17 protein-coding genes and 1 tRNA gene are annotated in these 24,859 nt (G+C 40.5%); 14 read left to right on the forward strand and 4 right to left on the reverse strand.

The genetic code is table 11. The annotated features are described in order from the left end of the window. From WG989_RS13430 to WG989_RS13465, 8 genes are all read left to right on the forward strand, one after another. Entirely contained in the window at nt 1-1,782 is a 1,782-nt protein-coding gene (locus WG989_RS13430) for a family 43 glycosylhydrolase (protein WP_340430079.1), read from the forward strand. 1 nt (nt 1,783) lies between these two features. After that, nucleotides 1,784-2,452 carry a GDSL-type esterase/lipase family protein gene (locus tag WG989_RS13435; protein WP_340430080.1) on the forward strand — a complete coding sequence of 223 codons (669 nt, stop codon included), beginning with the start codon at nt 1,784-1,786 and terminating at the stop codon, nt 2,450-2,452. A 6-nt stretch (nt 2,453-2,458) separates the two neighbouring features. Further along, nucleotides 2,459-3,496 (forward strand): alkaline phosphatase D family protein, encoded by a 1,038-nt coding sequence (locus WG989_RS13440; RefSeq protein WP_340430081.1) that lies wholly within the window; start codon nt 2,459-2,461, stop codon nt 3,494-3,496. A 21-nt stretch (nt 3,497-3,517) separates the two neighbouring features. Then, entirely contained in the window at nt 3,518-5,806 is a 2,289-nt protein-coding gene (bglX, locus tag WG989_RS13445) for a beta-glucosidase BglX (RefSeq protein ID WP_340430082.1), read from the forward strand. Nucleotides 5,807-6,134: 328 nt separating this feature from the next. Further along, complete coding sequence (locus WG989_RS13450; protein ID WP_340430083.1) at nt 6,135-9,896, forward strand: PAS domain S-box protein; 3,762 nt, start codon at nt 6,135-6,137, stop codon at nt 9,894-9,896. A 29-nt stretch (nt 9,897-9,925) separates the two neighbouring features. Beyond that, complete coding sequence (locus WG989_RS13455; RefSeq protein ID WP_340430084.1) at nt 9,926-10,288, forward strand: response regulator transcription factor; 363 nt, start codon at nt 9,926-9,928, stop codon at nt 10,286-10,288. A 71-nt stretch (nt 10,289-10,359) separates the two neighbouring features. After that, a complete protein-coding gene (locus tag WG989_RS13460) occupies nt 10,360-11,487 on the forward strand; it encodes a hypothetical protein (RefSeq protein ID WP_340430085.1) in 1,128 nt (375 codons plus the stop codon). Then, nucleotides 11,445-12,914 carry a glycosyltransferase family 2 protein gene (locus tag WG989_RS13465; protein WP_340430087.1) on the forward strand — a complete coding sequence of 490 codons (1,470 nt, stop codon included), beginning with the start codon at nt 11,445-11,447 and terminating at the stop codon, nt 12,912-12,914. Before WG989_RS13460 ends, WG989_RS13465 begins: the two co-directional genes overlap by 43 nt. On the opposite strand, the gene WG989_RS13470 is transcribed toward WG989_RS13465, so the two are convergent. Together WG989_RS13470 and WG989_RS13475 are read right to left on the reverse strand one after the other, a co-directional pair. Continuing rightward, the gene (locus WG989_RS13470; RefSeq protein ID WP_340430088.1) at nt 12,911-13,693 is read right to left on the reverse strand and encodes a YaiO family outer membrane beta-barrel protein; all 783 of its coding nucleotides are present in this window, start codon (nt 13,691-13,693) and stop codon (nt 12,911-12,913) included. The genes WG989_RS13465 and WG989_RS13470 overlap by 4 nt on opposite strands. 81 nt (nt 13,694-13,774) lie before the next feature. Next, the gene (locus WG989_RS13475) at nt 13,775-14,497 is read right to left on the reverse strand and encodes a hypothetical protein (RefSeq protein ID WP_340430090.1); all 723 of its coding nucleotides are present in this window, start codon (nt 14,495-14,497) and stop codon (nt 13,775-13,777) included. Nucleotides 14,498-15,083: 586 nt separating this feature from the next. Between WG989_RS13475 and WG989_RS13480 the strand changes: the two genes are divergently transcribed. Both WG989_RS13480 and WG989_RS13485 read left to right on the forward strand, forming a co-directional pair. Beyond that, a tRNA-Ala gene (locus WG989_RS13480) sits at nt 15,084-15,157 on the forward strand. A 105-nt stretch (nt 15,158-15,262) separates the two neighbouring features. Further along, nucleotides 15,263-16,888, forward strand: coding sequence for an acyl-CoA carboxylase subunit beta (locus WG989_RS13485; RefSeq protein ID WP_340430091.1), 1,626 nt, complete (start codon nt 15,263-15,265; stop codon nt 16,886-16,888). Between the two features lie 737 nt (nt 16,889-17,625). Here WG989_RS13485 and WG989_RS13490 read toward each other — a convergent pair. Further along, nucleotides 17,626-18,186, reverse strand: coding sequence for a DUF6580 family putative transport protein (locus WG989_RS13490; RefSeq protein ID WP_340430093.1), 561 nt, complete (start codon nt 18,184-18,186; stop codon nt 17,626-17,628). A 109-nt stretch (nt 18,187-18,295) separates the two neighbouring features. Here WG989_RS13490 and WG989_RS13495 point away from each other — a divergent pair, with 109 nt between their 5' ends. Then, the gene (locus tag WG989_RS13495) at nt 18,296-18,649 is read left to right on the forward strand and encodes a YraN family protein (RefSeq protein ID WP_340430094.1); all 354 of its coding nucleotides are present in this window, start codon (nt 18,296-18,298) and stop codon (nt 18,647-18,649) included. Between the two features lie 64 nt (nt 18,650-18,713). Here the strand turns inward: WG989_RS13495 and purB are convergent, their stop codons facing one another. Continuing rightward, nucleotides 18,714-20,060 carry an adenylosuccinate lyase gene (purB, locus tag WG989_RS13500; RefSeq protein WP_340430096.1) on the reverse strand — a complete coding sequence of 449 codons (1,347 nt, stop codon included), beginning with the start codon at nt 20,058-20,060 and terminating at the stop codon, nt 18,714-18,716. 152 nt (nt 20,061-20,212) lie between these two features. Here purB and WG989_RS13505 point away from each other — a divergent pair, with 152 nt between their 5' ends. The 3 genes from WG989_RS13505 to WG989_RS13515 all read left to right on the forward strand — a co-directional run bounded on the left by WG989_RS13505 (nt 20,213) and on the right by WG989_RS13515 (nt 24,810). Beyond that, nucleotides 20,213-20,953 (forward strand): menaquinone biosynthetic enzyme MqnA/MqnD family protein, encoded by a 741-nt coding sequence (locus WG989_RS13505; protein WP_340430098.1) that lies wholly within the window; start codon nt 20,213-20,215, stop codon nt 20,951-20,953. Nucleotides 20,954-20,968: 15 nt separating this feature from the next. Then, nucleotides 20,969-23,926, forward strand: a complete 2,958-nt coding sequence (locus WG989_RS13510) for a sensor histidine kinase (protein ID WP_340430099.1) — start codon at nt 20,969-20,971, stop codon at nt 23,924-23,926. A gap of 134 nt (nt 23,927-24,060) precedes the next feature. Continuing rightward, on the forward strand, nt 24,061-24,810 hold the full coding sequence (locus tag WG989_RS13515; protein WP_340430100.1) for a LytR/AlgR family response regulator transcription factor: 750 nt from the start codon (nt 24,061-24,063) through the stop codon (nt 24,808-24,810). Nucleotides 24,811-24,859 lie beyond the last annotated feature (49 nt).

Raw genomic sequence — 24,859 nt, forward strand, 5'->3', positions numbered from 1 at the left:
ATGAAAAAGATATTCTTGATTGTCATTGTATTCATTTTAGTGTTGCAGACGAATGCACAACAGAAAACCTATTGCAATCCCATTAACATTGATTACGGTTACACGCCCATTCCTAACTTCAGCGAATGGGGCAGGCACCGTGCAACAGCCGATCCGGTGATCGTTACCTACAAAGGTGATTATTATCTGTTCAGTACCAATCAATGGGGCTATTGGTATAGCAGTGATATGCTCAACTGGACATTTGTATCAAAGAAATTTTTACGTCCGTGGAATAAAGCGTACGATGAGTTGTGTGCACCTGCTGTTGGTATCATCGGCGATACCATGATCGTTTTTGGATCAACCTATACAAAACAATTCAGCATCTGGATGAGTACCAATCCGAAAGCCAACGAATGGAAACCTTTGGTCGACTCATTTGATATAGGAGGATGGGATCCATCATTCTTTACAGATGATGATGGGAAACTTTACATGTACAATGGCAGCAGTAATAAATTCCCGATGTATGGTATTGAACTCAACAGAAAGACCATGCAACCGATCGGAACAAGAAAAGAAATGTATGTGCTGGAACCATGGCGCTTCGGTTGGCAACGTTTTGGTGAACACATGGATAATACTTTTCTTGATCCGTTTATTGAAGGGAGTCATTTGACGAAACATAACGGAAAATATTATCTGCAATACGGCGCACCGGGAACTGAGTTCAGCGGTTATGCGGATGGGTTATTAATTGGCAGTGATCCATTGGGTTCATTTGAAGCACAGAGCGATCCGTTAAGTATTAAGCTTGGTGGATTTGTAAGAGGAGCTGGTCATGGTGCAACATTCATAGATAAGTTTGATCAGTACTGGCATGTATCAACAACCGTTATATCAGTAAAGAATACATTCGAACGCCGACTTGGCATTTGGCCAACAGGGTTTGATAAAGATGGAATGATGTTTTGCAATACTACGTTTGGTGATTATCCGCATTATATTCCGGGCGATAAGTTTGATGGTTCAGCTTACGGGAAAGATGGTAAGTCGCCTTATTTCACCGGCTGGATGCTGCTCAACTATAACAAGCCTGTACAGGTTTCATCAACGTTGGGTGGTTATCACCCAAATAATGCAGTAGATGAATTAATAAAGACCTATTGGAGTGCAGCAAGTGGAAACAAAGGGGAGTGGATCCAAACCGACCTGGGAAATATTTCAACAGTAAATGCTGTACAGATCAATTATGCTGATCAGGATGTAAGTTTTCCAAAGGAAATGGATAGCATATTTCTGGGTAAAACCATCGGCTTGTATCATCAGTACAAATTATATTATTCGATCGATGGAAAGAAGTGGAATGTATTGGTCGATAAAAGCAACAACAAAAAAGATGTGCCGCATGATTATGTTGAGCTGGAAAAACCTGTGCAGGCACGTTATATCAGGTTGGAAAATATTCATATGCCAACAGGAAAATTTGCCATTAGCGGTTTGCGTGTATTTGGTAATGGGAATGGTGCCAAGCCTGATGCTGTAAAAGGATTTATAGTGTTGCGTACAGAAAAAGATAAACGTAGCGCATTTATCAAATGGAAACCCGTTGATAATGCCTTTGCTTACAATATTTATTATGGCACACATCCCGAGAAACTGTACACGAGCATTATGATCCATTCGAATAATGAGTATTGGATGAAAGCGATGGATGCATTAAAAACTTATTATTACAGTATTGAATCGATTAATGAAAATGGCGTGAGCGAACGTTCACCTGTACTAAAAGTTGAGTAAGATGAAAAAACAGATCATATGTAATATTGTCTTGTTGTTATTGATAGTTGCGGCCCGTTCGCAAAACAAAGGTCCATTCCCTTTCTGGGATGAAGTGCAAAAGTTTAAAACAACAGACAGTGTTTCGTTCCCGGCTTCCAATCAAATTCTGTTGATCGGCAGCTCTTCGTTCACCATGTGGAAAGATGTACACTCGTATTTTCCTGATCGAAAAATTCTAAACCGTGCGTTTGGCGGCAGTACGTTGGTTGATGTGATTCGTTACCGCTACGATGTGATCTTTCCCTATCAACCCAAGCAAATAGTGATCTATTGCGGTGAAAATGATTTCGCTTCAAGCGATACAGTAACTGTTGAACTGGTGATGCAGCGTTTTACAACCCTGTACAATTATATCCGTGGGAAATATAAGACTGTACCGCTGGCTTATGTTTCGATGAAACCAAGCCCGAGTCGTATACACTTGCTTGAGAAGTATAAGGAAGCAAACAAACGGATCAAATCATTTCTTGCAACAAAGCCCAATACAAAGTTTGTGGATGTGTACAGTGCTATGCTTACAGCATCAGGTGAACCCATGCAGGATATTTTTCTTGCTGACAATTTGCACATGAACGCAAAAGGATATGCGATCTGGAAAAAGAAATTAGAAACAGTATTACTTAAATAATCAAGTATGAAATTTTTTTTATCAGTTGTTTTGTTGATGTTATTGTTTGTGAGTTGTAAGGAACAACCGCAACAAACAAAAATTGCATTTGGTTCCTGTGGTTATCAAGATGAGCCGCAGCCGGTGTTAGCCATTGCAGCCGAACAAAAGCCGGACGCATTTATTTTTCTCGGTGATAATATTTACGGCGATACAGATAACATGGATACGCTGCGTAATAAATACCAGCGCTTAGGTGCGAAGCCGGAGTATCAGCAACTGGCTGCTGCCACAAAAATATTTGCTACATGGGATGATCATGATTTCGGTTGGAATGATGCAGGCAAATATTATCCGTACAAGGAGCAATCAAAGGAAATTTTTCTCTCATTTTTTAAAGAACCGGCTGAGAGCAATCGTAGAAAACACGAAGGGATTTATCATACAGAATACATTCAGCAAGGCGATAAAACGGTGCAACTGATCTTACTCGACGTCCGTACGTTTCGCAACAGCTTATTGTTGTATGATACAACAGCAAAATTGCCAAGAAAGAATTATTTCTATACACCCGACTATCAACCGCACACAAGTAAAGACAGTTTGTTGTTGGGTGAAGCACAATGGAAGTGGCTGGAAGAAGAATTGAAAAAGCCAGCTGATCTGCGTTTGATTTGCAGCGGATCGCAATTCAGCATTGAATACAACGGATATGAAGCATGGGCCAATTTTCCACACGAACAGCAACGCATGCTTGATCTCATCAAATCAACCAAAGCAAATGCCGCTATGTTTTTAACAGGTGATGTGCATTATGCAGAAATCTCAAAATTAGAATCGCCGGGTTTGTATCCCATTTACGATGTTACTTCGAGTGGTATTACTTCAACCTGGGATTTTGCGACCCTTAACAAAAACCGTATTGAAGGGCCCGTGATGGAGAATCATATCGGCTTACTTACTATTGAATGGACAAAAGATCCAACTATCAAAATGGAGATCATCGATAAAAACAGAAACAGTCGTATTGAATACACGATCAATAAAAGTGAAATCAGTTTTTAAGTGCCAATAAAACGAACATACATGAAAAAGTTAGTATCAGCAGTTGTGTTATTTCTTATGGTCTCACAGCAGGAGTTGAATGCACAGCAAACAAACGAAGCAAAAATGAAAATCTTCATTGATGCACTCATGAAGAAGATGACGGTTGATGAAAAGATCGGTCAATTGAATTTGCCCGGCTCCGGTGATATTGTAACGGGGCAGGCGAGCAGTTCCGATATTGGAAAAAAGATCAAAGAAGGAAAAGTTGGTGGATTGTTCAATATCAAATCAGTCGCTAAAATAAAAGCTGTACAGAAAGTTGCGGTGGAAGAATCACGATTGAAAATTCCGATGATCTTTGGTATGGATGTGATACATGGTTATCAAACGGTGTTTCCAATTCCGCTGGGTTTGAGTTGCAGTTGGGATATGCAACTCATTGAGCAAAGTGCACGTATTGCTGCAGTAGAAGCCAGTGCGGATGGTATCAACTGGACATTCTCTCCAATGGTTGATCTTACACGTGATCCACGCTGGGGTCGTGTATCGGAAGGCAATGGAGAAGATCCGTATCTAGGCGGACAAATTGCCAAAGCAATGGTGCGTGGTTATCAGGGAAAGGACCTGTCGCTCAACAATACCATCATGAGTTGTGTAAAGCACTTTGCGTTGTATGGTGCTGCAGAGGCCGGTCGTGATTACAACACAACTGATATGAGCCGTTATCGTATGTTCAACGAATATCTGTATCCTTATCAGGCTGCAGTTGATGCAGGTGTTGGAAGTGTAATGGCATCGTTCAATGATATTGACGGAATTCCGGCAACAGCAAATAAATGGTTACTCACGGATGTGTTGCGCAGGCAATGGGGCTTTAAAGGATTTCTTGTTACAGATTATACCGGTATCAACGAAATGATGGATCATGGTATTGGTGATCTCAAAACTGTTTCTGCAAGGGCATTGGGGGCTGGTATTGATATGGATATGGTGGGCGAAGGATTCTTAACAACACTCAAGCAATCCTTGAAAGATGGAAGAGTTACACTTGCAATGCTGGATGCAGCCTGCAGAAGAATACTGGAAGCAAAATACAAACTGGGTTTGTTTGATGATCCGTATCGTTATTGCAATGAAGAACGTGCAAAAACAGAAATTTTTACGACGGCTCATCGGAAGATCGCAAGGGAAACCGCTGCACAAAGTTTTGTGTTGTTAAAAAATCAAAACAACGTATTGCCGTTGAAGAAAAGTGGAACAGTTGCAGTAATTGGCCCGTTAGCAAACGACAAACGGAATATGCCCGGTACCTGGAGTGTGGCTGCTGAATTTGATAAAGCCACAGCTGTGTTAACCGGACTAAATGAAGTTGCAGGTAAGCAAGTAAAGTTTTTGTATGCAAAAGGAAGCAACCTCGATTATGACGAAGCATTTGAAGACAGGGCTACGATGTTCGGAAAAGGAATAGGAAGAGATAAACGTACAAATGAAGAAATGATCAACGAAGCAGTTGCCATCGCTAATCAAAGTGATGTGGTATTGGCGGTGCTGGGCGAAAGTGCAGAGATGAGTGGCGAATCATCCAGCCGGAGCAATATTGAAATACCTGAAGCACAACGTGAATTATTAAAAGCATTGTTGAAAACAGGAAAGCCTGTTGTGTTGGTATTGTTTACCGGCCGTCCGTTAGCATTAACATGGGAACATAAAAATGTACCTGCCATTCTTAATGTTTGGTTTGGTGGAAGTGAAGCAGGTTATGCAGTAGCAGATGTGTTGTTTGGTGATGTAAATCCTTCCGGTAAATTATCAATGACCTTTCCGCAGAATATTGGTCAGGTGCCTTTGTTCTACAATCATAAGAATACAGGTCGTCCATTAGCTGAAGGAAAGTGGTTTGAAAAATTCCGTAGTAACTATTTGGATGTAAGCAATGATCCGTTATATCCTTTTGGTTATGGATTAAGTTACACAAGCTTTAGTTATAGCGATGTAAAGATCAGTAATGCAACACCAAAAGGAAATCAAACGATCACAGCAAGTGTAACATTGACCAATACGGGTGCTGTTACCGGTAAGGAAGTGGTACAACTTTATATTCGTGATGTAGTGGGTACTGTTACACGTCCGGTAAAAGAATTAAAAGGATTTCAAAAAATTGAACTTAAGCCGGGCGAAAGCAAAACCGTTTCTTTTACTATCAGTCCAAAGGATTTGATGTTTTACAATTATGAGTTGAAGTATGGTTGGGAAGCCGGTGAATTTCATGTAATGATCGGTGGTAATTCAAAAGATGTAAAAATGGGTAAGGTGAATTGGAGTAAATGATCAGGTATATAAAAAGTCAACGTCCTGCTCTAACTATAGAGCAGGACGTTCTGTTTGTAGTAACCCGGCTTGTCGCCAGTAAGGGAAATCACTTATTTGTTAAAATTCGACCAGTTAAATAGAAATTCGTAAAAGCTTTTAAGCGAAATTCATTGAATCCAAATCCTGATCCGGTATCCATGATTCCTGCAAATCAAATACGTTCTGTATTTTTTAAACTATTTCCTGTTCAAATATCGGATTCAAAGTCCTTTTGCAAAGAGGGTTTGTTGGCTTTTAACTATTGGCCAGCAACCGTTATTTCTTCAACCTGTAAAATACAACGGTCATGGTAAGCATTGGTAAACAATTTTTTCCCTTGCGCCGTAACATCGTGCTGGTGTTTTTGCTGGCTATTTGTGTACTCTTATTTTTTGCCCGGATCATTTATGTAGTAAGTGTTGAAAGCAAATCAACTGATGAAATGGTTTCAACCTCGTATCGTGTAATTGAACAGGTAGGTAATGTTCGTTCAGGTATTGCTGAGAGTGAAGCACTGATCAGGGAGTTTTTGCTTGCAAAGGATCAAGGCATGCAGGCACGGTTAAATGATATTCACCTCTTTGTTGACCGGTCGGCCATTACAGCAGGTGCCGTTGCAAAAGATCCAATACAGAAGCAGTTGATATGGCATCTGAGAAAAAGTTTGCAGATCAAGATCGCAGAACAAAAAAAGATCGTTGAGAAATCAGGTTCAAGCTTTACAAGGGAGCAGGCATTGCAACTGACGGAGGCTGATAAAAGATCAAGCAATGAGCTAGATAAAAAACTACAGCAAATTCTGGACGGACAGCAGCTTCTGTTACAGGAAAGGAGACATGAAAATACAAAAGTAGAACGCAGACTTATTCTTATCGCAATAGCAGGTGCTCTTTTGATCATCATGTTTATTGCCGTTTTATTGTGGCAATTGAATAGGGATATTATACGGAGAAAAAAAGCCGAACAGGAAATTCGTGAAAGTGAATTGAAATACAGAAGGCTGATTGAAGGTGCAGGCAGGGTTACCATTACAACCGATCTCAACGGACGGTTTGAGTTTGTAGCAGCAAAATGCAAACAACTCACCGGTTACAGCGCAGCTGAATTGCAGGGAAAAACATTTGATGTACTGGTTGCCGAAAACTGGCGCAAGCCAATCCTTGAGCATTTTGAACATCAGTATCATTCTAACTCGTCCGGTGAAAAAGTATTACGATTCCCTATTATTACGAAAGATGGAACGGAACGTTGGGTAAAACTTAATGCAGAAGTAATCTCCAATGAAAATCGCCCGGTAGGTTTTCAATGTATGGTAAAAGACATTTCGGATGAAATGGATGCAGAAACAAAATTGAAAGAGTCAGAAGAGTTGATTAAAACGCTTTTGAATAATACGAAGGAAGGTTTCTTTATGGTTGATCGAAATATGAATCTTCTTGTGATGAATCAGCCGGCAAAGGAAGGTATAGAAATGCGGAATGGAACGCGGGCAGAGGTCGGAATGAATTTGCTGTCGCTTATTCCGGAAGATAAAGTAGAAGCCGCTACTGAAAATTTTAATCGTGTGTTCAATGGAGAGTCAGTAGAGTACGAAGCAAAATATGAAACAGCAAATGGAATCCAATGGTTACGCATCAGTCATTCGCCTGTAAAGGAGAACAACAATACTGTAAGTGGTGTTGCGGTTGTAACATCGGATATCACTGCTATTAAGCTGAATGAGGAAAAGGTACAACAGGCCAATCAAAAGATCAGTGCAATGCTAGCCAGTACCAACGAAGGATTTTATATGATAGCACCCGATCATACGATTGTGCTGGTAAATGAAGCAGGGAAGCAGATCATGAGGCTTACTACAAACCTGTTGTGCAGAGAGGGCGATAGTATTCTCAAGTATATTAAACCCGAGCGTGAGATCATATTTCAAAAAATATTTACCAATGTATTAAACGGCCGGGTAGAAGAAAATGAATTGTTTTTTGAAACGGTTGAAGGTGATCTGTGGATTCAAAATACCTATTTCCCTGTGCGTGATGAAGCAAACAAAGTTATTGCTGTTTGTATATCTGTAAAAAATGTAACTGAACGGAAATTAGTTGATCAGGCATGGGAAAAACTGCGTGAAGAACGTGAAGAGTACCAGTTCAGGTTGCAGTCTATTCTGGACAATACACCGTTGATCATGTTCATTAAAGATCTGGAAGGTCGTTACTTATTGATCAACCGTTCATTTCGTGAAGCATTTGAATTGTCGGACGAAGTAGTGATTGGAAAAACAGATTTTGATTTTGAGGAAGATGATGCAGCGATCCGTTATCGTGAAGCCGATGAACAGGTAATTGCTGAAATGGTCCATGTGCAAACGGATGAAACAGTACAAATGGCAGATGGTGAACACAATTTGCTGATTGTAAAATTTCCATTGTTTGACAGAGATAATATTTTATATGGTGTAGGCGGTATTGCAACTGATATTACAGAACGTGTACAATCACGTGAAAAATTAGTTGAAGCAAAACGAAAAGCCGAATCAGCTGAGCAGTTGCAGGAACAATTCCTTGCAAATATGAGCCATGAAATACGCACGCCGTTGAATGGGATCATTGGCATGACGAATATTCTGCAGCACACACCACTGTCTGAAGAGCAGGATGAGTTTGTACAGATCATTCGTCAATCGTCTGATAATTTATTGATGTTGATCAACGATATTCTTGATCTGTCAAAGATCAAAGCCGGGAAATTGTCAGTAGAGCAAGTGTTGTTTGATCTGCAAAAAGTATTGGATCAGGCAGTGGCGCCATTCAGGTTGAAAGCAAAAGAAAAAGGAATTATGCTTTCGATCGTTTCCGATCGGTCAGTACCAGCACAATTAACCGGTGACCCTTTGCGTATTACACAAATACTTTCCAACCTGTTGAGCAATGCAATGAAGTTTACAGAAGAGGGAAGTATTGAGATCAGGGTGTGTGAAGAAGCAGAGCAACAAGACGATGGAAAAACAAATCTCAACATATTTGTTACAGATACGGGCATTGGGATACCAGGCGAAAAGCTGGAGCATATCTTTGACAGTTTTGAACAGGCCGCCAGTGAAACATCACGTAAGTATGGAGGTACAGGATTAGGCTTATCGATCACCCGGCAATTGTGTGAAATAATGGGAGGCGCAATAGCAGTGAGCAGTGAGTTAGGAAAAGGGACAACGTTTCGGGTGAAGTTGCCATTCATAATTTCATCAGATGTTCCCATCGTTACAGTAGCACATCAGGAAAAGACGATCCGTAACGAAGACATCAGTGGGAAAAAAATACTGGTTGCAGAAGATAATGAGATCAATCAGAAAGTGATCATGCATGTGTTGCAACGTGTTGGCATAAGTACCACTATCGTAAACAATGGCAAGGAAGCTGTTGATCTGCTGGAAGCGGGTGAGGAATTCGATCTTATTATTCTTGATCTGCAAATGCCATTGATGAATGGATTTCAAACCGCAACTTATATCCGGAAAAAACTGGAATTAACGATTCCCATCATTGCTATGACGGCGAGTGCTCTTCGCAATGAAAAAATGCGTTGTTTCGAATTGGGCATGAACGAATATCTTACGAAACCATTTGTTCCTGCTGATCTTTATACGGAGTTGCGCCGTTTCTTACTTGCACAGCCATCAGCCGGCAAACAAACAGACAGTAACAAAGAAGAATATCAAGGGACAGAGCTGTATAATCTTTCTCACATTTACGAAATGGATGATCAGGAATATTTCTGCGAGGTGCTGCAGTTGTTCCTTTCTACAACTCCATTGTTATTAAATGAAATTCATGAAGCAACATTGTATGAAAACTGGGAAGAAGTATATCGAAAAGCACATAAGCTGAAAAGCAGTCTTGGTATTTTACAAATGAATTTAATGCTTGGCGTTATTTCAACCATTGAATTGCAGGCAAAAGAGCAGCAACAGGTTGAGCGTATACCAGATGGGTTGAAGAAAGCAACGGACTTGTTTGAATTGATACGCCCGATGATCGAGGCTGAATTAGCAAAAGTAAAACAGGTAAATAATTGAATAAATAATAATCCAAACTCCAATTGAAAATGAAAATTCTTGTAGCTGAAGACGAACCGATCATGTTAAAGACCATTGCACTTCGTTTACGTAAGGACGGACACGATGTAATTGTTGCTGATAATGGACGTGAAGCCATGGATCAGATCGATGCGCATGATCCGGATATGATCATCACTGATATCATGATGCCTTATTCATCCGGTCTTGAAATTGTAGGAAAAGTAAAAGCGGCCGGGCAGCGAAATGTACCTGTCATTATTCTGAGTGCAATGGGGCAGGAAAATGTAGTTGTTGAAGCCTTTAATCTTGGTGCCGACGACTATATTACAAAGCCGTTTAGCCCAAACGAATTGTCGATGCGTGTAAAGCGGTTGGCAAAATCAGCCTGACGAAATCTGTTGTACATAAACCGGCGAATTGTTCATGAACGATTCGAACCAAGCCCCTTATTTTTGTTGTAGTGGAAACAGGGCATACATATTATGCAGGAAAACAGTTGCTACTGGATGTACTGGTACAACCGTGGCATTTGTTGCTTGGTATGTTTTTCTTTATTCTGATCATTGCAGGAGTTATTCTTTTTATTTTACTCTACTTAGTACGTCGTGCTGGACGTACTACTCTTCGTTTACAATTACGGGAATTATATAGTGAACTCATCAGCGAACTGGCTGTTTGTGAAACCGAAGATGAATTATATGCCTTGATGCAGCAGCCTTCTACAAAAGAAATTTTATATCGTTTATTGGGAGATGGTTTTGCAAGAAAGGTATTGATCACCGAATTGCTCAAAACGTCACGAAGCATGAGTGGAAGTGCAGCCAGCAACGTTTGCTGGTTTTATGCACAGGCCGATCTGGACAAAGATTCACTGGATCGTTTACAACAAGGTGCATGGCATGTAAAAGCAAGAGCCATTCAGGAATTGAGCGGGCTTCGCCAGCGAAAACAAATTACGAAGATATACCGGCTTACCAATCATCCTGATGAACTGGTGCGTAATGAAGCTAGAACGGCTGTGGTAAAACTAACCGGTTTTGAAGGCTTGCGTTTTTTAGATGTGATTACGTATCCTATTACAGCATGGGAGCAATTATGTTTATTGCATGAGTTGTCGTTTCACAAAGCCGAATCGTTTGCACAAATAGATCGGTGGCTCAACTCGAAAAATAACAGTGTGATTGAATTTGCGTTGCGGCTAATTGAAGTGTATAAGTTGTACGATCTGCATGCGCAGGTAATCGGGTGTTTATCACATCCATCGGTGGCAGTTCGCAAAAGAGCCATTCAGGCATTAAATGAAATTTATCAGCCCGATGCTGCTGCATATTTGATCAATCAATTTCCTGCCGAGGAAAAAGAATTACAGTTACTTATACTTCAACTTTTTGAAGTTCATGCTACTGAAAATGAATTGCCGTTTTTGTTGCAATGTCTTTCACACGCAGCAGTTGAAGTAAAAGCAGCTGCAGCAAAAGCCGTATATCATACACAGGCAGACGGTATGGTTTACATTGAACAACAGGTTCGAATAACGGACGAGCCGTGGACAGTATTATTGCCGCAATTAAAACGGGAGGGAAGTTGATGAGTTGGCAGGATTGGATATATGATTTCTTTACGTATGTAATTCTGGCTTATTCAGTAGTGTTGCTGTTATGCTATCTCTTTATCGCCTTTTATTCAATTGGCGAAACAAGAAAGTATATCCGCAAAAGCAGCTTTACTGATTATTCGATCATGGCTGTATCGCCGCACACGCCTTCCATCAGCATTTTAGCACCTGCTTATAACGAAGCTGCAACGGTGATTGAAAATGTAAAGTCGTTACTGAACATTCACTACAACAATATGGAAGTGATTGTGATCAACGACGGAAGTAAAGATGATTCGCTGCAAAAACTGATCGAAGCCTATCAGCTCGAAATAACACCGTATTTATTCACGACACATATTGCCACAAAGCCGGTGCGTGGTATTTATCGCAGCAGTAATCCTGTGTATCGCAAATTAGTAGTGGTTGATAAACAAAATGGCGGCAAAGCAGATGCGTTGAATGTAGGTATTAATGTGGCGTCAAACGATTATGTGGTTTGCATCGATGTGGATTGTATTCTGGAGCAGGATGCAATGTTGAAATTGATAAAACCGTTTCTTGAAGAGAAAGAAACAAGGGTGATTGCAACAGGCGGAGTTGTACGCATTGCCAATTCATGCGAAGTGAGAGATGGAAAGATCATACGTGTGCATTTGCCCGAACAGTTTTTGCCTCGTGTGCAAACGCTTGAATACATCCGTGCTTTTTTATTAGGACGAATGGCCTGGAGTCGTTTAAACGGATTGCTGCTGATATCAGGTGCATTCGGTGCGTTTGATCGTGACATTGCTATTAAAGCCGGTGGCTACGATCATAACACGGTAGGAGAGGATATGGAGTTAGTAGTTCGTATGCGACGCTACATGGAAGAACGGAAGCTGCCCTATAAAGTTGCTTATATTCCCGATCCGCTTTGCTGGACAGAAGCGCCTTCTAGTTATAAAATTTTGGGCCGTCAGCGCAACCGATGGACAAGAGGCACCATTGAAACATTAAAGTTGCATCGGAAGATGTTTTTTAATCCGAAGTATGGCGTATTGGGTATGCTGAGTTATCCATATTGGTTTTTCTTTGAATTTCTGGCACCAATTATTGAGTTTGTAGGCTTTATTGCATTGCTGGTATTTGTTGTGCTGGGCTTAATGGATTGGAAATTTTTTCTGGCGCTGCTTGGCTTTATTCTTTGTTTCGGGTTTTTATATTCCGTATTTGCAATACTTATGGAAGTGCTTACCTACAATCAGTATAAGAAGCGAAAAGAAATTTTCAGTTTGATGTTAACGGCTTTTCTGGAGCCATTTATTTTTCATCCGTTTGTGGTGTGGAGTGCAGTAAAAGGAAATATCGATCTGCTTCGCAAAAAAAATGCATGGGGTGAAATGACGAGAACAGGTTTTGCGGGAAAGAAGAAAACTTAAAATCGTCGGGCATAACCAACCGATCCGAAATATTGATTGCCAAACGTTTTTGGCTGGTATTCATCTCTTGAATAACCGGTATGAAATAACAATAAATGTTTCCGTTGGATCGATTTCCGAATGCCGATCGTTACACGATTGGAATATAAACGCTGATTGGTGCTAAACTGGATATTCCTCGATTCATCGGGCGAAACACCGGTGCCGATCTGCAGCCATGCATAATCATTCATCTCTCCAAAATATCGGCGTGCACTTGCAATACCGGCAAAGTTGAAACCATTGTTGTCGCTTAAAAAAGTTCTCGCCTGTAAAAACCAATTGCCTGTATAAAAACCAATACCGGCTACACCAATCAACAAACTCTTATCAAAATACAAATAACGAAAACCGCCCTCCAGTTCTATTGCTTTTGGAAGATTTACATACAATGAATACCCTGCACGGAATTTAGGAAATACCGGCATATCAGGTGAGTAGCCAATACCTGCATAACTGTAGACTTTATTTGAAAACTTCGGATAAGCTTCCAGCTCGGCCTGCCATCCATTTTGTGCTAACCGATTTGCATAATTAAAGCGGCCCAGCAGTGCAGTATTTTTTGCTTCGTGTTTGTATTCAATGCCGGCAATATGCCAATCGTTGGTAAACTGTTTATCAAAATGAAAATAGTCGTATTGTACAGTGATCGTGTTCTTGAACGGCAGCGTATCTGTTTGCTGGGAAAACAAACACATCGGTAACAAACACAGCATTGAAAAGAGGAATCGGCTTCTCATATTTTGAACAATGGATGCCATAAAGATAACCCAAGTTTCAGGAATGGTTTGTAGTAGAAAATAGGTAATTTGGTGCCTGGCTTACAAGTGTACAAACCAATCGCAGAATGATCGCCAAAAATCAAATCGATGAAACGTAAATACAGAGATGTGATACAGCAACAAGATGAGCAATGCAACGGGAAATACGTTGTATCGTTTATGCGAACGCCAATCCCAGATGCATAAACCGATCAACAGAAGATCGGCCAGCAAAAATCCGGCGAACGGTGCCATATGATTCCCTTCTATCGTTGGCATAAAAGCCAATACCTCACGAAAGTGAATATGAATCAGGCGATCGGTAACCGGCGTAAACATGGTAAATGCCGTGCAAACCATGTAACGGGCATGTATAGTTGCTTTTTTGCGGTGATAGATCGCAAGCCCGTAAAGAATTGCAAAGGCAACCAGCGCATTCGCCGCAAGGGCAACAAAAAAGTAATCCATTGTACCCAGTTGCGGCAACGGCTGCAACCGGTATTTCAACAGATCCATTGTGGTATAAATCAGCAATGGAACAAGTACATAAGAGAATTTGCCGATGGTACGATGCAGCCTGGTGCATTTGGTACGAATAAGATATGGTTGTAGAATTAACATGAGGCACCACAGTATAAGAGTAATGCCATGCGTGTGCATACGATAATTATCCTGCTCAAGCAGTTTGGTAAAGTACGTAACCCAAAAACCTGCAATTACAAACAGAAAAAAACCAATGAAATACAAATAACTTTTTTGAAAGAGTGATTTTTCCAGTTTCATATAGCAATCAGTAAGAGTAGTAACAATGATAAAGAAATTCCTGCATGTTGAAAAGAATGTTTAAGAACAGACAATGACCGGATGAAGCCTTCAAATCCAGTTAAAATTGTCATTTTGACAAATTAATTCAATTCATTTTCCCCGTTGGGCATCAGGGGCGTTTTTGGCTGAAAACCTTTACTGGCGGGCTTTTCGGTTTTCGAATATCAATTTGCCGTCATAAAACAGACCGTATCTTGATTTGACGACCTTTTGTTAGTGGGGTATTTTTACATCATCAAACGGGAATGGAAGAAGTTAAAAGCAGAGATGAGGAATCCCAACTGATAAGTAGCAAAAGCTACACAAGGTTTACAGAAGTCTTTTTTTATATGGCAAGCAATCGTTAACGGTCAACTGTTTCTACAGATGACCTTTTTCTTTTATAGAAGGTTCTTACCTGACTTCTTTTCTACCGGTTTTTCATCGCTTCTCTACTGCTCAACTCATTTTTCGCTTCCGGCTAAGAGATTACTGTGTTCGCCAAACCCAACCGTTATCAATTTTTTTGTTGTAAGCATGTGTACTGTTATCTTTGCCACCCTTCGGGGAATTAGCTCAGTTGGCTAGAGCGCTTGCATGGCATGCAAGAGGTCACCGGTTCGACTCCGGTATTCTCCACAGCTTTAAAAGTCGCCTTCGGGTGGCTTTTTTTATGTACTCGCCTTTCTCATTTTCTGCCCTTATCTTGCGCTAACGATTGTACTTTTCTAAAATATTAGCCTTATGGATATTCAGTTCAATAAGAATGAGGACGTGATGAAATTATCGCTTACCGAAATGCGGAAACGTCTGCAAAAGATCTACGAGGGTGGCGGAAAAAAATCGATTGAAAAGCAACGGGAGCGTAATAAACTAACTGCACGGGAGCGCATCGAATACCTGCGTGATGCAGACAAACCATTTATTGAGATCGGGGCGTTTGCAGGTTATGAAATGTATGCGGAGCAAGGCGGTTGTCCGGCAGGAGGTACTGTTGCCGGTATTGGTTATATAAGCGGCCGGCAATGCGTAATTGTAGCAAATGATCAAACAGTAAAAGCTGGTGCATGGTTTCCCATCAGTGGAAAAAAGAATTTGCGGTTACAGGAGATAGCCATGGAAAATCGTTTGCCGGTGATCTATTTGGTTGATAGCGCAGGAGTATTTCTTCCAATGCAGGATGAAATTTTTCCTGATAAAGAACATTTTGGCCGCATCTTTCGCAACAATGCACGGATGAGTGCAATGGGCATTACACAAATTGCGGCGGTGATGGGAGCATGTGTGGCAGGTGGTGCTTACTTGCCCATTATGAGCGATGAAACATTAATGGTGGAAGGCAATGGCTCGATTTTTTTAGCAGGGCCTTATTTAGTTAAAGCGGCGATTGGTGAAGATGTTGATGCCGAAACGCTTGGAGGTGCTGTAACGCATACAGAGATATCTGGTATTGCTGATTACAAATTCAAAACTGAAGAAGAATGTTTGGATGAAGTAAAGAAATTGATGAATAAGTTGGGTGCAAAAAAGAAAGCAGGTTTCGATCGGATTACAGCAAAACTTCCGAAAAAGAATCCGGAAGAATTGTACGGGCTTTTTCCTGCGGATGGGAAACCGTATGATATGCTGGAAATTATTGAACGCATTGTGGACGATAGTGACTTCGATCAGTTCAAACAGGATTATGGTAAAACAATTCTTTGTGGTTATGCACGAATTGATGGTTGGGCAGTGGGCATTGTGGCCAATCAACGAACCATTGTAAAGAATCGAAAGAATGAAATGCAGTTGGGTGGAGTGATCTATAACGACAGTGCGGATAAAGCGGCCCGTTTTATTCTCAATTGTAATCAGAAAAAAATACCATTGGTGTTTTTGCAGGATGTAACCGGCTTTATGGTGGGCAGCAGAAGCGAACATAGTGGTATCATTAAAGATGGCGCTAAGATGGTGAATGCCGTAGCGAATAGTGTGGTGCCTAAGATCACGATAGTAATAGGAAATTCTTATGGTGCCGGTAATTATGCCATGTGCGGTAAAGCATACGATCCACGTTTTATTTATGCATGGCCAACAGCGAAGATTGCGGTGATGGGTGGGGAGCAAGCCGCAAAAACATTGTTACAGATACAGGTTGCTGCTATGAAAGCAAAAGGAAAAGAAGTGAGTGCAGAGGATGAAAAGACTTTGCTGGATGAAATAAAAGGCAGGTACGAAACACAAACGACGCCTTACTATGCAGCCGCACGGTTATGGGTAGACGAAATTATCGATCCTGTTGAAACCCGCCGGGTGATCAGCGAGGGAATTCATGCAGCCGATCATAATCCGGATATGGATGAGTTGAGAGTGGGAGTGTTTCAGGTGTAAGGGCTTATATAGGGTAGTTTACTTTTTCCAAAAGTTATGGAAATATTCAAGGTCGCCAGGGGTTATCATTTCGTATTTCCAATTAGAGCTATCAAGTATTAGATAATTGTATCCGTAGAAATGCTGTTTCTTCTCTTTAAAAAATACAGTCAATTTGTATTGATAGGCTGGGGAAATTGAAAAAGCTGAATCGAACGGTTCACTTGAGTAACCACGTACTTTGCTATGGTTCCAATCTGTTACAAATCTTACTATTTGATCAGATGTTAGCAATTTTGCTTTATTTTCTTTTTTTGAGAATATCATTATCGAATCGATAGGCTTTGTGTCTAAGTAAATTCTGTGCGGGTTAAGCTCACTAATTGTGTTATCGCATATATTTAGTGTAAGGAACCTTTCGTTCGAGGCTTGCCAAGTAAAAATGCAACTATCAATCTGCGAAGCTCCTGTATTCTGTTTCTTGTCAGCAATATAGACTTCGTATTTGAAATAATTGGCCAATACTAAATCTGGGCATTTTGATTTTATAATCCTGTAATTCTGAACCTTCCATTCTTGGATTTTTTCACATGTTGTTGTGTTGTTGTTACAAGAGGGTACGATTATTGCCAAAAAAAAGATGGAATATAGGTGTATGTTTTGTTTCTTTTGAATCATAATTAAGAGTGGATTAATTATGTTGTTAAAAAGAAAAACCTCATCTTGTGATGAGGTTTTCAATATGATAAAAAACAATTTTATGCTTTCGCTGTTTTCAATTCACTTGATGTTAACAATGCATAACCGCCAAAAAACATGGTGCAGAATACAACGGTAGCATATAAGCTGCCGGTGTAAAATGGAATACCATCTGTTAAAGTCAGCATCAATCCTTCCATTGTTTTTGGATGATGGTAACCACCACCGCCGATCCACACCAGGAAATTACTTACAAAGAAATAAACCGTTGGTCCGGCCAAAGCACCTAAACCGATCTGCCATGCTTTCTTTTGATTGATAAAGAAACCCATCACAGTTAAACCTGCAAATAAAATATAGTTAGTCATCTGTCCGCCATAAAAACCTTTAATTGAAGTAAGTCCTGCGCTGTACAACACCTGGTACAATGCATCACTGATGAACATACTAAGGATAGGCAACGCAAAAGCATATTTTTTATCCTTCATGATCGAACCGGCAAACAGGGCAATCGCAATTTGTGGTGCAAAACCTAGGGGACGGTTTGGTAAGATGCGGTAAAGCGCTGCCACAACAATCAATGCTGCCAATGTAAAAACGAATGTTTTATTCAACTTCATAAATCCTGTATTGAGCGACAAAAATAGCTAAAAACAGCTCCCGAAAAGCCATTTTGGAAATTGTCTTTCCCCGATATGTGGATAATGACGAAAGGATTATTTTAGTGCAATGGCAAAACACCTGGAAACCGGCAGGCAAGGGGAAGAGTTGGCGGCTGAATGGTTGCTGGCACAGGGTTTTGTAATTCTTCACCGCAACTGGAAGCATTCGTATTTTGAATTAGATGTAATTGCGTCAAAAGACAATATCCTTCATTTTATTGAAGTAAAGACAAGAACGAGTGATACCTATGGTCATCCCGAAGAGGGTGTAACAGCCAAAAAACTGGAACGGCTAATGAATGCAGGCGAGGAGTTTTTGTATCAACATCCCGAATGGAAACGCATTCAATATGATATTCTTAGTATACGCCTGCACCGATTCAAAGCGCCGGAATATTTCTTTTTGGAAGATGTTTCTTAGCCGATAGCCTGTAGTTGATAGCCAGTACTACTCGATACTAACGACTACCAACTATCGGCTTGGATTAATATTTTGGATTAACGCCGATATAATTATAAGGCGTAATAGCACTCAATTCTTTTTTCACGTCAGCACTTACTTTCAACCCTTTGATAAACGCCTGCATTGATTTTTGTGTGATGGCAGCGTTTCCTCGTGTTAATTCTTTTAAAGCTTCGTATGGGTTTGGATAATTTTCTCTTCGTAAAATGGTTTGAATCGCTTCGGCCACAACGGCCCAGTTGTTTTCAAGGTCCTGTTTAATTTTTTCTTCATTCAACAATAATTTATTCAACCCTTTGTCAATTGATTTTAATGAAAGGATTGAATGTGCAAACGGAACGCCGAGGTTACGTAATACGGTTGAATCAGTAAGGTCACGTTGCAATCTTGAAACAGGAAGTTTAGCTGATAAATGTTCGAACAACGCATTGGCAATACCAAGATTGCCTTCTGCATTTTCAAAATCGATCGGGTTTACTTTGTGTGGCATGGCACTGCTGCCTACTTCGCCTTTCTTGATCTTTTGTTTAAAGTAATCCATCGATACATAGGTCCAGATATCACGACAAAGATCAATTAGAATGGTGTTGATGCGTTTGATGCCGTCCATCTGCGCCGCAAGATTATCGTAATGCTCAATTTGCGTAGTGTATTGCTGACGCTGCAAACCAAGTTTCGCTTCCACAAACTCGTTGCCGAATTTCACCCAGTCTTTCTTTGGGAAGGCAACAAAATGTGCATTGAAGTTTCCCGTTGCGCCGCCAAATTTTGCTGACGTTGGTAAAGCAGACAATTGTTGCAGCTGATTTTCGAGGCGCTCAACAAATACCATGATCTCTTTACCAAGTTTGGTAGGCGATGCAGCTTGGCCGTGTGTACGTGCCAGCAACGGAATGTTTCTCCAGTCTTTTGCAAAACTTTTCAAGCTTAAGATTAATGTTGATACGGCGGGAAGTAATTCCTGCTCCAACGCATCTTTCCAAAGAAGCGGGATAGAAGTGTTGTTAATATCCTGTGAGGTAAGTCCAAAATGGATCCATTCTTTGTGCTGTGATAATTGTAAGGAGTCCAGTTCACGTTTCAAAAAGTATTCAACAGCTTTTACATCGTGATTGGTAACGCTTTCCAGATTTTTAATTTCAACCGCTTGTTCAACGGAGAAGTTGACAACAACATTTTTTAATGCTTTCTGCTGTTGTGCTGTAAGTTTGAAAAATTTCTTTTCTGCCAAAAAGAGAAAGTATTCAATTTCTACATGTACCCGGTAGCGGATCAACGCAAATTCGGAGAAATAAAGATCAAGATGCTGCAGTTGATTGCGGTAACGTCCGTCAACAGGCGAAATAGCGGTGAGGTTTTGAAGTTCCATGTAATAGTTTACAGTTTGTAGTTAATTGGTTGCCGAAGTTATTGCTGCATATGGCTGTTGTGGTACAAGTGAGTGACACAACGAAAGCTCCATAGCAGCAAACAGCCTGACCAACAAAAAATCCCTTTCTTTGCAGCGCAAAAGTAAATGAATTGAATAAGATAAAAATTGGAGCCGTCAGTTATTTAAACACAAAGCCCATGATGTATGGGATGCAGTCGGCAAGTTTTCTGGCGACGCATGAGTTGGTGCCCGATTATCCTTCAAAAGTGGCGGCGATGTTGAAGTCGGGAGAAGTAGATGTGGCGTTGGTGCCTGTGGCCCTGCTACCTGAGTTGCCGCATTATCATATTGTAAGCGATTATTGTATTGCATCGGATGTTGAAGTGGCATCTGTTTGCCTCTTCAGCGAGGTACCCGTGGAAGAAGTGACAACTGTTTATCTCGATTACCAAAGCCGGACATCGGTAGCACTGGCGCAAATATTGATGAAAGAGTTCTGGGGTATACATCCGGAGTTGATCAACGCTACCGATGAAAGCTATCGAACAAAAATAACCGGTACAACTGCTGCGGTGGTCATTGGCGACAGGGCGTTAGAGCAACGTCGACTCTCTACTTATGTGTACGATCTTGCCAGCGAATGGCGTGCTATGACCGATCTGCCATTTGTATTTGCAGTTTGGGTAAGTATTGAGCCAATGAGCAATGATTGGATAAAACAGTTTAACGCTGCAAATGCGGAAGGTTTTACATTGCTGGATGAAATAGCCGAACAGCAGAAGTATCCTGTGTATGATTTAAAGAAATACTATACAAACAATATCAGTTACCTGTTGGATGATGAAAAGCGGAAAGGAATGAAACGCTTCCTTGATTTTTTACAGGTGTAATGTTTATTTTTAAAAATGACCGGTAAACGGGCGCAACATATTATCTATTGTTATTTTTTATTCCTGTTCATTTGTTTAACAGGCAATCTTCATGCGCAGGAGTTACGTTATTCATTCAAAAATTATACAACATCAGACGGACTGCCGAGCTCTGAAGTACACAAGGTATGGCGAGATGCAAAAAATTACATGTGGTTTGCTACCGATCATGGAGTGTGCCGCTACAATGGTTACAGGTTTGAAACATTTAATCTGCCTGATAATTCGATATTAGGTTTGTACGAGGATTATAAAAAGAGAATATGGGTGCATTCATTTTCGGGCCAGCTCTTTTATTATGAAAACGGCAAATTCGAAGAGTACAAATGGAATAGCAAACTTGTAGATGTCATTAAGCCCGGAGTAATTAATGCATTGTATGTTGATAGCAGTGATGCGCTTTACATTTCTTCAACTGGTCCGCATACCTATATGGTTTCAAAGGATGGAACAATAAAAGATTTGCTCTCAATCCAGAATAAAATTCAGTACAAAGCCTTTCCAACAACTGCTACCAGATTTTTTACATACGTGAGTTCTTATCCCGGAAAATTTAATATAGGAGAGCCGCTACCGGTTCAGAAAACCAATATTGCCGTTCGTTTAGGCGGGAAAGAAGTGAATATCACCATACCTCTTATTTACAGGCCGGAACGATTTCGTATCAGGCAGTTTTCAAATGATAAAGCGCTTTTTTTCTCCAATGAAGTGTTGATTTGGATCTACGCTGATGGAAGGTTTGATTTACAAAAGCCGGCCTACCGCATCTATGATATCGAGGAAATCAATGGATTGTTCTACATGGCAACCGAGAAAGGGTTGTTAATACAAAATAAAAACGGTGATGTGCTGGCAGAATATTTTAGTAATAAGCACATTACTTCCCTGGCTAAAGATCATGAAGGTGGGTTGTGGTTTACAAGTTTATTGGATGGGGTTTTCTACTTAAGCAGTACACGTACCAGACACCTGGCGAAGGACGGCATTATTATCAACAGAAAAATAAACGTACTGTACAATCTCGCTGATACGGGTATTGTTGCCGGCACATTTGACGGAAGTGTTGTGCAGATTATTCCCGGTGCAGTTTGGGACGAAGTAAAAATAAAAGCAGGACAAGTTGTAGATATCAAACAGAAAGATAACTCTTCTTTTTATGTAGGTGTTTCATTGCTGGGTTGGCCCGAATCGTTAACACGACGATATGGACGCCAGTTTAGTTATACGCTTATACCGAGTTTGTCAAATATTTTATTGACGGACACTGTTGTTATCGCCGGACAGAATGATAATATTACCAGAGTGAATCTAAACCGGGTACCTGAACTTACTCTCATGGTTGGTAAAGTGAGTTTTCGTGTGTCGAAAGTATTTCTCAACGATAAAAATGAATTACTTGTTGGCAATCTGTTTGGGTTGTGGAAATATGTTGACAGGGAGTTGCTGTTGTACGACAGTTCGAAACCTCTGCTGCAATCCCGTATAACTGATATCGTGGAGTATAAAGATCAGATGCTTTTTCTTGGCACACGTGGAAAAGGATTACTGATAGCAGACAATGATAGTGTAACGCAGGTTACGGAAGCAGATGGGTTGGTAAGTAATAATATCCGGAAGATCTTCATAGATGATGATCGTATTTGGCTTGCAACAAATAAGGGATTGTCGCTTTTAACAGTACTCTCAACGAATCCATTTAGCTGCAACATAAAAAATATTAACGTACAAGATGGCTTGCTTTCCAACGAAATTAACGATGTGGTGAAGAGCGGGAATTACATTGTAGTTGGAACCAATTCAGGCATTTCTTATCTCGATCGAAATTATTTTATTAAGCGGGAAAATGAGCCATTGCCTTTTTATATAAGAGGAGTCCGGTTAAATGGCAACTTGGTCGATTCTGGCAGGTTGAACAAACTTGGGTTTAAAAACAGAAACCTTTCTGTTACATACGAAGCTCTGCGATTTAATAACCCTGGACAACTCCGTTATCGTTACCGTTTATCGGGTTACGATAGTACCTGGTTTTATACAAGCGATCTTCAGGTGCAATTCAATCCGCTGCCTTATGGTGAGTATGTATTGGAGATACAGGCCAAGAGTGAGTTAGAAGATTGGAACAGTTCATCTAATCTTATCAGTTTACCGATCGTATGCCATGCCCCATTCTGGTCATCGGCCTGGTTTTGGATATTTATTTTTTCACTGATCATTTTTCTTTTAGTACTGTCGTTCCGGAACCGTATTCGATTCATCCGGCAAAAAGAAAAAGAGGAAAAAGAGTTGCAAAAGCGAATCAGTGAATCAGAACAAATGGCATTGAAAGCGCAGATGAATCCACATTTCATTTTCAACAGTCTTAATTCTATTCAGCAATATGTTATTGACAGAGATGTTGAAGGGGCAAATAGTTTTATATCAGGGTTTTCAAAACTAATGCGTCAAACGCTTGAGTTCTCCTCTAAAGAACGGATCAGTTTGGAAGAAGAGATCGCTTACCTGTCAAATTATCTTGATCTTGAAAAAGCACGAATGGAAAGCAGTTTTCTGTATAAAGTGATCGTACAAACGGAGCAGCCACCTTCGCAGCTTGATATTCCACCTTTGCTTTTACAACCATATGTTGAAAATGCTTTGCGACATGGTGTTCGTTACCTCAAAGCCGGGGAAGGATTAATTACACTTTCGTTTCAGGAATATCCCGGAGTATTGCTGTGTACAATTGAGGATAACGGAGTAGGCAGGGGAAGGGCGATGGAGTTAAAGGCAGTAAATCCAATCGAATATCAATCACGTGGCATGTCATTAACGGCAGAACGTATTGCACTTTTGAATGAGGAAAAAGAAAAAAAGATCGAAGTAGTAATTGAAGACCTGAAAGATGAAAATGGGAAAGCTTCTGGTACGAGGATACAGGTTTTGTTTCCCATTTAGGAATGCTTTCTATCAATTTTGCAGAACAATGTAAAAAGCAAGGATGATTATTTATTAGATTTACGCTTGGCAATGTTTTTGCGTATGGAAAATGCCATTTGTCCGCATCAAAGAATCGATCAATTAATTGCTATATGGTAAAAGTATTAACTGTTGATGACGAGCCAAAAAATCTGCGGATCATTAAAGAGCTGTTACGGGTGTATTGTCCGAATGCAACGCATATAGGTGAAGCTGGCAACATTGAGCTTGCCCGTCAAATGATCAATGAGTTACAGCCCGACCTTGTATTGCTGGATATTGAAATGCCACATGGGAATGCGTTTGATCTGCTCGATAGTATTATGCCTGTAAATTTTGAGATCGTGTTTGTTACGGCATTTGATTCTTATACATTGAAGGCATTCAAGTATTCTGCACTGGATTATATTTTAAAGCCAGTGAATATTGATGAACTGAAAGCCGTAATTGCAAAAGCAGAACAGCGGGTGCATGCAAAAAATATTAATCAACAGTTGAGTCTCTTGATGCAGAATTTAAAACAACCCTCTGCCGGTTTGCAAAAAATAGCCGTGCCTACCTTCAAAGATCAACTGGAGTTTATTGAAACCGATACAATTCTTTATTGTGAGGCCAACGGAGCCTATACATTTATTTTTACAACCGATGGGCAGAAACTGGGCTCCTCTAAAAGTTTAAAAGAGTATGAAGAACTTTTGCCCGATAGCATATTTTTCCGCCTGCATCATTCTCACCTCATCAATTTGAATAAAATCAGAAAGTATCACAAAGGAAGGGGAGGGGAAGTGGAAATGGAAAACGGTGCATACCTGGAGGTGGCTACCCGTCGAAAAGATGAATTCCTGAAGAGGATTGGTTACTAACGGTCTTCATATATGCACGTCTATTGCCGAATACAGCACGGCAGTGAAA

The sequence above is a fragment of the Lacibacter sp. H407 genome (genome assembly GCF_037892605.1).
GTDB lineage: Bacteria > Bacteroidota > Bacteroidia > Chitinophagales > Chitinophagaceae > Lacibacter.

What these genes read in the sequence shown, in the direction of transcription:
- purB (WP_340430096.1), bottom strand. Translation starts at nt 20,060, where the DNA reads ATGGAACTTCAAAACCTCACCGCTATTTCGCCTGTTGACGGACGTTAC.
- WG989_RS13510 (WP_340430099.1), top strand. Translation starts at nt 20,969, where the DNA reads ATGACCGGTAAACGGGCGCAACATATTATCTATTGTTATTTTTTATTC.
- WG989_RS13490 (WP_340430093.1), bottom strand. Translation starts at nt 18,186, where the DNA reads ATGAAGTTGAATAAAACATTCGTTTTTACATTGGCAGCATTGATTGTT.
- WG989_RS13515 (WP_340430100.1), top strand. Translation starts at nt 24,061, where the DNA reads ATGGTAAAAGTATTAACTGTTGATGACGAGCCAAAAAATCTGCGGATC.
- WG989_RS13435 (WP_340430080.1), top strand. Translation starts at nt 1,784, where the DNA reads ATGAAAAAACAGATCATATGTAATATTGTCTTGTTGTTATTGATAGTT.
- WG989_RS13470 (WP_340430088.1), bottom strand. Translation starts at nt 13,693, where the DNA reads ATGAGAAGCCGATTCCTCTTTTCAATGCTGTGTTTGTTACCGATGTGT.
- WG989_RS13485 (WP_340430091.1), top strand. Translation starts at nt 15,263, where the DNA reads ATGGATATTCAGTTCAATAAGAATGAGGACGTGATGAAATTATCGCTT.
- WG989_RS13455 (WP_340430084.1), top strand. Translation starts at nt 9,926, where the DNA reads ATGAAAATTCTTGTAGCTGAAGACGAACCGATCATGTTAAAGACCATT.
- WG989_RS13475 (WP_340430090.1), bottom strand. Translation starts at nt 14,497, where the DNA reads ATGAAACTGGAAAAATCACTCTTTCAAAAAAGTTATTTGTATTTCATT.
- WG989_RS13430 (WP_340430079.1), top strand. Translation starts at nt 1, where the DNA reads ATGAAAAAGATATTCTTGATTGTCATTGTATTCATTTTAGTGTTGCAG.
- WG989_RS13450 (WP_340430083.1), top strand. Translation starts at nt 6,135, where the DNA reads ATGGTAAGCATTGGTAAACAATTTTTTCCCTTGCGCCGTAACATCGTG.
- WG989_RS13495 (WP_340430094.1), top strand. Translation starts at nt 18,296, where the DNA reads ATGGCAAAACACCTGGAAACCGGCAGGCAAGGGGAAGAGTTGGCGGCT.
- WG989_RS13440 (WP_340430081.1), top strand. Translation starts at nt 2,459, where the DNA reads ATGAAATTTTTTTTATCAGTTGTTTTGTTGATGTTATTGTTTGTGAGT.
- bglX (WP_340430082.1), top strand. Translation starts at nt 3,518, where the DNA reads ATGAAAAAGTTAGTATCAGCAGTTGTGTTATTTCTTATGGTCTCACAG.